General features: G+C 74.3%; 9 protein-coding genes and 1 pseudogene. 6 read left to right on the top strand and 4 right to left on the bottom strand.

Annotation, left to right across the window (positions count from 1 at the left end; translation table 11 throughout):
* Positions 1 to 95: pseudogene (locus ABZY33_RS22540) on the bottom strand (Gfo/Idh/MocA family oxidoreductase); the annotation flags it as partial.
* A gap of 77 nt (positions 96 to 172) precedes the next feature.
* Here ABZY33_RS22540 and ABZY33_RS22535 point away from each other — a divergent pair.
* The 3 genes from ABZY33_RS22535 to ABZY33_RS22525 all read left to right on the top strand — a co-directional run bounded on the left by ABZY33_RS22535 (position 173) and on the right by ABZY33_RS22525 (position 2,243).
* The gene (locus ABZY33_RS22535; protein ID WP_356493407.1) at positions 173 to 1,111 is read left to right on the top strand and encodes a PAC2 family protein; all 939 of its coding nucleotides are present in this window, start codon (positions 173 to 175) and stop codon (positions 1,109 to 1,111) included.
* Between the two features lie 56 nt (positions 1,112 to 1,167).
* Positions 1,168 to 1,773: a dephospho-CoA kinase gene (gene coaE, locus ABZY33_RS22530; protein WP_356493406.1), complete on the top strand. Its 606-nt coding sequence runs from the start codon at positions 1,168 to 1,170 to the stop codon at positions 1,771 to 1,773.
* A gap of 107 nt (positions 1,774 to 1,880) precedes the next feature.
* A complete protein-coding gene (locus tag ABZY33_RS22525) occupies positions 1,881 to 2,243 on the top strand; it encodes a tetratricopeptide repeat protein (protein ID WP_356493405.1) in 363 nt (120 codons plus the stop codon).
* 36 nt (positions 2,244 to 2,279) lie between these two features.
* Here ABZY33_RS22525 and ABZY33_RS22520 read toward each other — a convergent pair whose 3' ends face one another.
* A complete protein-coding gene (locus ABZY33_RS22520; protein WP_356493404.1) occupies positions 2,280 to 2,552 on the bottom strand; it encodes a DUF6343 family protein in 273 nt (90 codons plus the stop codon).
* A 114-nt stretch (positions 2,553 to 2,666) separates the two neighbouring features.
* Here ABZY33_RS22520 and ABZY33_RS22515 point away from each other — a divergent pair, with 114 nt between their 5' ends.
* The 3 genes from ABZY33_RS22515 to ABZY33_RS22505 all read left to right on the top strand — a co-directional run bounded on the left by ABZY33_RS22515 (position 2,667) and on the right by ABZY33_RS22505 (position 4,930).
* Positions 2,667 to 3,599, top strand: a complete 933-nt coding sequence (locus tag ABZY33_RS22515) for an acyltransferase domain-containing protein (protein ID WP_356493417.1) — start codon at positions 2,667 to 2,669, stop codon at positions 3,597 to 3,599.
* A gap of 81 nt (positions 3,600 to 3,680) precedes the next feature.
* Positions 3,681 to 4,358 carry a class I SAM-dependent methyltransferase gene (locus ABZY33_RS22510; protein WP_356493403.1) on the top strand — a complete coding sequence of 226 codons (678 nt, stop codon included), beginning with the start codon at positions 3,681 to 3,683 and terminating at the stop codon, positions 4,356 to 4,358.
* A gap of 137 nt (positions 4,359 to 4,495) precedes the next feature.
* Entirely contained in the window at positions 4,496 to 4,930 is a 435-nt protein-coding gene (locus tag ABZY33_RS22505; RefSeq protein ID WP_356493402.1) for a DoxX family protein, read from the top strand.
* A 421-nt stretch (positions 4,931 to 5,351) separates the two neighbouring features.
* On the opposite strand, the gene ABZY33_RS22500 is transcribed toward ABZY33_RS22505, so the two are convergent.
* Both ABZY33_RS22500 and ABZY33_RS22495 read right to left on the bottom strand, forming a co-directional pair.
* Positions 5,352 to 5,840: a S4 domain-containing protein gene (locus tag ABZY33_RS22500; RefSeq protein ID WP_356493401.1), complete on the bottom strand. Its 489-nt coding sequence runs from the start codon at positions 5,838 to 5,840 to the stop codon at positions 5,352 to 5,354.
* 110 nt (positions 5,841 to 5,950) lie between these two features.
* The gene (locus ABZY33_RS22495; RefSeq protein WP_356493400.1) at positions 5,951 to 7,123 is read right to left on the bottom strand and encodes a serine hydrolase domain-containing protein; all 1,173 of its coding nucleotides are present in this window, start codon (positions 7,121 to 7,123) and stop codon (positions 5,951 to 5,953) included.
* Between the last annotated feature and the right edge of the window lie 214 nt (positions 7,124 to 7,337).

The following is a 7,337-nucleotide window of genomic DNA, read 5'->3' as shown; positions in this document are numbered from 1 at the left end:
GTGAGGCAGACGGGTTTCTCCAGGAAGACGCAGATGCCGCGGCGCAGCAGTGCGGCGGCGACCTCGGCGTGCAGGTGGTTGGGGACGGCGACGACCCCCGTGCCCCTGGCAGTGGGAATGCCGGGGGGTTGCTTGCGCGTTCTCCCTACGAACACGAGGAGGAGCGGTCACAGTGCTTGATGCGCAGGATCTGTACACATGGGAGCCGAAGGGCCTCGCCGTGGTGGACATGGCGCTCGCCCAGGAGTCCGCCGGCCTTGTCATGCTCTACCACTTCGACGGATACATCGACGCGGGGGAGACCGGCGACCAGATCGTCGAGCGGGTGCTCGACTCGTTGCCCCACCAGGTCGTGGCCCGCTTCGACCACGACCGCCTGGTCGACTACCGGGCCCGGCGCCCGCTGCTCACCTTCAAGGGCGACCACTGGAGCGCCTACGAGGTGCCCTCGCTGGAGGTGCGGCTCGTCCAGGACGCCACCGGCGCCCCCTTCCTGCTCCTCGCGGGGCCGGAGCCCGACGTCGAGTGGGAGCGGTTCGCGGCGGCCGTGCAGCAGATCGTGGAGCGGCTCGGCGTGCGCCTCGCGGTGAACTTCCACGGCATCCCGATGGGCGTGCCGCACACCCGGCCCGTCGGCCTCACCCCGCACGGCAACCGCACGGAGCTGGTCCCCGGCCACCGCAGCCCGTTCGACGAGGCGCAGGTGCCCGGCAGCGCCGAGGCGCTGGTCGAGTACCGGCTGATGGAGGCCGGGTTCGACGTCCTCGGTGTCGCCGCCCACGTCCCGCACTACATCGCGCGCTCCGCCTACCCGGACGCCGCGCTTACCGTCCTGGAGGCGATCACCGCCGCGACCGGACTCGTGCTGCCGGCCATCGCCCACGGACTGCGGACCGAGGCGCACCGGACCCAGACCGAGATCGACCGGCAGATCCAGGAGGGCGACGAGGAACTGGTCGCCCTGGTCCAGGGACTTGAGCACCAGTACGACGCGGCCGCGGGCGCCGAGTCCCGGGGGAACATGCTGGCCGAGCCGGTGGACATCCCCTCCGCCGACGAGATCGGGCTCGAGTTCGAGAAGTTCCTCGCCGAGCGCGAGGGAGACGGCTGACCGCCCGGGCGCCGGGCCCACGCCGGAGCGCCGCGGCAGGCCCTAAGCTTTCGCTCATGCTGAAGGTGGGGTTGACCGGCGGAATCGGCGCCGGAAAGAGCGAGGTGTCCCGGCTGCTCGTGGAGCGCGGGGCGGTCCTGATCGACGCCGACCGGATCGCGCGCGAGGTGGTCGAGCCCGGCACACCGGGGCTCGCCGCCGTCGTCGACGCGTTCGGCCGCGAGGTGCTCACCCCGGAGGGCAGGCTCGACCGGCCGCGGCTCGGCTCGATCGTCTTCTCCGACGCCGAGCAGCTGGCCCGCCTGAACGCCCTCGTGCACCCGCTGGTCGGCGCCCGCTCCGCCGAGCTGGAGGCCGCCGCCGGGCCCGGCTCCGTCGTCGTCCACGACGTACCGCTGCTCACCGAGAACGGCCTCGCCCCCCTCTACGACCTGGTGATCGTCGTCGATGCCAGTCCAACGACCCAGCTCGACCGGCTGGTCGGCAAGCGGGGCATGACCGAGGAGGACGCGCGGGCCCGGATGGCGGCGCAGGCCACCCGGGACGAGCGCCGCGCGATCGCCGACATCGTGATCGACAACGACGGGACGCAGGCGCGGCTGACAGAACAGGTCGACGCGGTCTGGGCCGACCTGGCCCGCCGGGCGCGGGCGGCGCGGTAGGACGGGGCTCCGCGCGCGGGGGTCCGGCGCGGGCCGGGGGCAGGAATAGCCGTCCCGGTCCGCGGTGTTGAGCTGAGCGACCGGCCCGCACCGGAAGGGAGCCCACCGTGCCCGACGCCACCCCGGAGACGCACGTCATCGATTACCGCGCAGCCGAGCAGTTGCTGGCCGCTCGGGACCCGCGCGGCGCGGTGAAGCTCCTGGACGATGTGATCGCGGCCCACCCCGAGAACACGGCGGCGCGGCTGCTGCGGGCCCGCGCGTTCTTCGCCGCGGCCCAACTGCGCGCCGCGGAGCTGGAGTTCTCCATCGTCCTGGAGCGGGAGCCGGACAACGCGTTCGCGCACTTCGCCCTGGCACGGACCTACGAGCGGTGGTCGCGCCCGCAGCAGGCGCGCCGGCACTTCCGGCTCGCCGCGGCGCTCGACCCGCAGCCCGAGTACCTGGCGGCGGCCCGCTTCGACGACTGACCCGCCGGCCGGCGCCCCGCGCCCGGCCCCGGACGGTCAGGGCGCCTTTCGGTACGGTGGGACGTCGCGGCCGGGCTGGTAGTGCGGTCCCTGACGGAGGTGGCGGGCGATCACGAAGACGTCCACCGTCGCGATCAGCCACAGCAGCCCGCAGGCCAGCGCCCACCACGGGCGGTGCGCCAGCAGGAAGGCGATCGTCCCGAAGACCGCCCAGACGACGCCGAACAGGGCCAGGCCCAGCCGCAACCGCAGGGGACTGCGCGCGGTGACCGGCTCGTCACCCGTCCGCACCGGATGCACCAGATGCATGGTCACCATCCCCTCGTGACGAAGAGGCTCCCTTCCAGGGTGCCACGAGTGAAGGAGCGGGGAGTGCTGGACGTACTGAAGGCCGACGAGGCGTGCGCCGACTGGCTGGCGGCGCTGGAGAACCCGGCGATACCCCGGCTCGCCGCCGACCTGCCCGGCGCGCTCGACCTGCCCGATGTGCTGCTCGACCTGGCCGTGCCCCATGAGGACGTCAACGAGCTGGTGCGGCTGGGGGCGCGGCTGCTGGCCTCGCCCGAGCTGCGGGCCCTGCTGGAGCGGGCCGTCAGCGGAGTGCTGTGGCGGGCCGGGGAGCCGGGGCGCGGCACGGGCCTGCCGCTGTTCCCGGCGGCGGCCGGGGCGCTGGGCCGCTGCTTCGCCGTGTTCGTGTTCGTCGCCGCGCTGCCCCACACCCGGGCCCTGCACCGTGCGCGCGGCATCCCCGACGACGTGTCCCGGCGTACGCTCGCCGACCTCGGCCGCAACCTCGCGGTGCACCGCAGGCGCTCCGGTACGACCGGCCTGTTCGTGCCGTGGTGGCCCACTCGGCACTTCCGGGGCGAGCTGTTCCAGCTGGGCCGCCTCCAGTTCGAGCGGTACCGGCTGGGACGGCGGGCCGCGGAGCGGCTCGCGGCGGCGGGCGCGGGCACCGGGCCCGGGGATCCGGTGCTGGGGGTGCACATCCCGGACTTCCGCGGGCCGCTGTCGGCGCAGGCGTGCGACGACTCGATCGCGCGGGCCCGGACGTTCTTCGCGCGGCACTTCCCCGAGGAGCCGGCCGCGGTCGCGGTGTGCCAGTCCTGGCTGCTGGACCCGCAGTTGCGGCGGTACCTGCCGGCCGGCTCCAACATCGTCCGCTTCCAGGACCGCTTCGCCCTGGCGCCCATGGACGAGGAGGCGCAGGACGACATCCCGGTCGCGTTCGTCTTCGGCGGCACCGGGACGCCGCGCGCGCTGCTGCCGCGCCGCACGAGCGTGCAGCGCGCCGTCCTCGACCATCTGGACGCGGGCGGGCACTGGTACGTGGGGGACGGCTGGTTCCCGATGTGAACGGGCGACCGCCGGTGCTGCGTACGGCGTTGCGGGGAACGCGAGGGCGGGGCCGTGCGTTTGCTGTGCATGAGCCTTGAAATGCGTACGGGACATGAGGGGACGGGGCCGGGGGCCATCACGCCGGACGGCTGTGCCGTGGAGCTGTACTCGAGACTGCCGGTCGAGCGCGAGCCGGAGATCATCGCGGGCGCCGTGCCTGCGGGCGCCTCCGTGCTCGAACTCGGCTGCGGGGTGGGCCGGGTGACCCATGCGCTGGTGGAGCGCGGGTTCCAGGTGACGGCGGTGGACGAGTCGGTGGAGATGCTGGAGCGGGTGCGGGGGGCGCGCACCGTGGCCGGCACCATCGAGGGGCTCGACCTCGGCGAGAGATTCGACGTGGTGATGCTCGCGTCGATCCTGGTCAACACGGGGGAGCCGGCGACGGGCCGGGCTTTGCTCGACACGTGCCGGCGCCATGTCGCCGACGGCGGCTGCGTGTTGATCGAGCGGGAGCGGGACGGTGTCCACGTGGGCCTGCCGCGCGAGCACGTCCTGCCGGACGGGGCCGTCATCCGCAAGCTGTCCTCGGAGCCGATCGGGGGCGGGGTGCGCTCGGTGAAGGTGGAGTACGTCTTCCCGGATGCCGTGTGGACGCAGACGTACCGTATCCGCCCGATGGTGGTCGAAGAGTTCGAGCGGGCGCTGGCGGAGGCCGGGTTGCAGGTCGACCGGTATCTGACGGAGGACCGCAGCTGGGTGCGGGCGATCCCGGTGTGACGGGTCGTCGTGCGGCCGGTCCGTGGGCGGACCGGGGCGGGATTCTGTGGGCCCGGGGGCGATGAGTTCCGGCGGCGGTGCCGGTCTTGTCCGGTGACAGTGACCGACCGCTCGCTCCCACCGCTCAGGAGACCGCCATGACGCACCTCGCCGCCGCCACCGCACCTGCCGCCGTCCCCGCCCGCTCCCGGCGCGCCCGGATCGCTCTGCGCACGACCGCGATCCTGCTCGCCGCGTTCTTCGGCCTCGCGAGCGCACTGCCGAAGCTCTTCGCCGCCTCGGCCGCGGTGGAGGCGTTCGACTCCCTGGGGTGGGGCGCGCCCGGCATGTACGCGATCGGCGCGCTCGAACTGGCCTGGGCGATCGGCCTGTTGGTGCCGGTGCTCTCCGGTCTCGCGCCGATCGGGCTCAGCGCGCTCATGGTCGGCGCCTGCGCCACGCAGATTGTCGCCTTCGACGGCCAGAACGCGGCGACACCGCTGATCCTGATCGTCCCGCTCGCCGCCCTCGCCCGGTCCCACCGGACCCGCAACGCGGAGCTGCTGTCCCTCCTCACGCGGCGCACCGCCTGACGGTGCCCCGCCCACCACCCGCCCGGCCGGGACCCACCAGCGTGGGCCCCGGCTCAGCGCTGGGCAAGGCCCGGTCCTGCGCCGGGCGCTGGCCCGTGCCCGCGAGTTGCTGTCCCTCCTGCGGCGCCGCTGCGTCCGACGGTGGTCCACCCTCGGCCGGGTCCCGGGTGGCGTCCGGGCTTTCTCGCTCTGGGCCGGGGCCACCCGGGCGTCCGGGTCCTCCTCGTGCCGGGCCCTGGCCCGTGCCCGTGAGTTGCTGTCCCTCCCGCGGTGCCGCTCGGCTGGACGGTGGTCCGGCCTCGGCCGGGTGCCGGGCGGCGTCCGGCCTTTCTCGCTCTGGGCCGGGGCCCGCCCGCGCGGGTCTCGGGCGAGGGCCCGGGCTTTCTCGCTCTGGGCCGCGATCCAACCGCGCGGCCTCGGCTCAGCGCCGGCCCGTGTCCGGGTCCCGCTCCTGGCCGGGGTCCTGCCCGAAGACGTCGCGGAGGCGTTCCAGTTCGCGGCGGTCCCGTTTGGTCGGGCGGCCTGCCCCCCGGTCGCGGATGCCGACCGGGGCGATCGCCGCGCGCGGCGGGGGCGGCGGTGAGTTGTCCACGTAGGTCTCGGCCGCCACCGGCGCCCCCACCCGCTTGCGGATCAGCCGCTTGACCACGACGAGCCGCTCGTGCTCGCCGGGCCGGCGCAGCCGCACCTCGTCGCCGACGCGCAGCGCGTACGCGGGCTTCACGCTCGTCCCGTTGACCTTGACATGGCCGCCCTTGCAGGCCGCGGCGCCCGCCGAACGCGTCTTGACCAAACGCACGGCCCAGATCCAGCTGTCGACCCGTACGCTCTCGCCGCCGGCCGGAGCGGCCGCCCGCGCGGCGCCCGCCGGGTCCGGAGTGCCCGCCGCCCCTGATGTCTGCGCTGCCATGCGTCGACCTTAGAGCCTGCGGCCGAATCGGGGCCAGCGCGTATCGCTCGCCGCCGCGGATCGCGCCCGCGGGGCTGGAACCGGCCGGTGATCATGAACTCCGGGTCCCTCTACGGTTTCAGGGCCGCGCGGGCGATCCGCTCGGCCACAGGGTTCATCGCCTCGCCCTTCGCGTCCGTGGAGTTGACCGAGTAGGCGAGGGTGCGGGAGAGGTCGCGGGTGGCTCCCACCATGGTCGTGTAGCCGTACCGGGCGCCCGACTTGAGCCACAGGACCCTGCCCCCGTACTCGAAGCGCTGGAGACCGGCGCTCATGTCGGCGCCCGCGATGCCCGCCGGTACGGTGAACATCTCCGCCAACTGCGGCCCGGGCACCAGGTCGCCGCGGAACAGCCGGGTCACCAGGCGCTCCAGGTCGGCCGTCGTCGAGATCATGTCGCCCGCCGCCCAGCGGTCCGCCTGGTTCCAGTCGGTGACATCGACGAGCCGGGTCGTGCCGTCGGCCTCCTGGACCGCCTGGTAGCCGCGGTTGTGCGGCCCGTGGATCCATGGGGTGGTGCCGGGGAAGTACGAGTGACGCATCCCGGCGGGCCGGAACACCCGCCGGGCGGCCTCGGACGCGTACGAGCGGCCCGTGACCTTCTCGACCAGCATCCCGAGGACCGTGTAGTTCACGTTCAGGTAGTGCTGCTCGTCGCCGGGGCCGAACTCCGGGCCCTTCGCGACCGCCGAGGCCACCACCGCCTCCGGGGTCAGCGTGTCGAAGCGGTGCGCGTACACCTCCTCGAAGGACTCCCCGAAGCCGTCGCCGGGCTGGATGCCGCTGGTGTGGTTGAGCAGCTGCCGCACGGTGACGGGTTCGGTGAAGGCGGCGGGCAGCAGCCCGGGGAGGTACTCCTCCACCGGTGCGCCGAGGTCGATCCGCTCCTCCGCCGCGAGCTGGAGCACCAGCACCGCGGTCACCACCTTGGTCGTGGAACCGGCGCGGAAGAGCGCGTCCGGGTCGGCGTCGCGACCACTGCGCAGATCGTGCACGCCGGCACTGCCGTGCCAGGCCCCGTCCGTGCCGCCCACCCGGACGAGCGCGGCCGTCGCGTCCGGCCCCGGGAGCCCGGCGAGCGCGGCGCGCAGGGCCACCGCGTCCGGCCCGGTGACCGAAGCGTGCGCCGCGCTGGGAGGAGCGGCGGGCACGGCGAGGGCCGGGGCGGCGAGCGGTCCCGTCGCCACCCCCAGGGCGAGCGCGATGGCGACGGCGGTACGGGTCCGGACGTTGAGGTGCGGCAAGGCTGCTCCCTGGGTGGGTGACGACAGGCCGGACGGTGGCCGGCGAGATCATCCTGCGGCCGGGCGCGGCTGCACGGATCGTCAGCGGGAAGGGCGCGGACCCTGACCCCGTCCCGGAGCGACTGCCGTACGGAACAAGGGTGTTGTGGGGGATGGCCCCTAAGGCGCGGGAGCTGCGCGAGTGGCCCCGCCGGCCGGCAGCCGGACAGTGGCC

Origin of the sequence: Streptomyces sp. NPDC006552 (assembly GCF_040611655.1) — a bacterium.
Taxonomy (GTDB): Bacteria; Actinomycetota; Actinomycetes; order Streptomycetales; family Streptomycetaceae; genus Streptomyces.
Note: the sequence above shows the minus strand (reverse complement) of the source record. Positions and strands in the feature narration are given on the sequence as shown.

Bases quoted from the DNA above. Each gene is read 5' to 3' on its own strand.
- coaE (WP_356493406.1), top strand. From the start codon at position 1,168: ATGCTGAAGGTGGGGTTGACCGGCGGAATCGGCGCCGGAAAGAGCGAG.
- ABZY33_RS22505 (WP_356493402.1), top strand. From the start codon at position 4,496: ATGACGCACCTCGCCGCCGCCACCGCACCTGCCGCCGTCCCCGCCCGC.
- ABZY33_RS22500 (WP_356493401.1), bottom strand. From the start codon at position 5,840: ATGGCAGCGCAGACATCAGGGGCGGCGGGCACTCCGGACCCGGCGGGC.
- ABZY33_RS22520 (WP_356493404.1), bottom strand. From the start codon at position 2,552: ATGCATCTGGTGCATCCGGTGCGGACGGGTGACGAGCCGGTCACCGCG.
- ABZY33_RS22510 (WP_356493403.1), top strand. From the start codon at position 3,681: ATGCGTACGGGACATGAGGGGACGGGGCCGGGGGCCATCACGCCGGAC.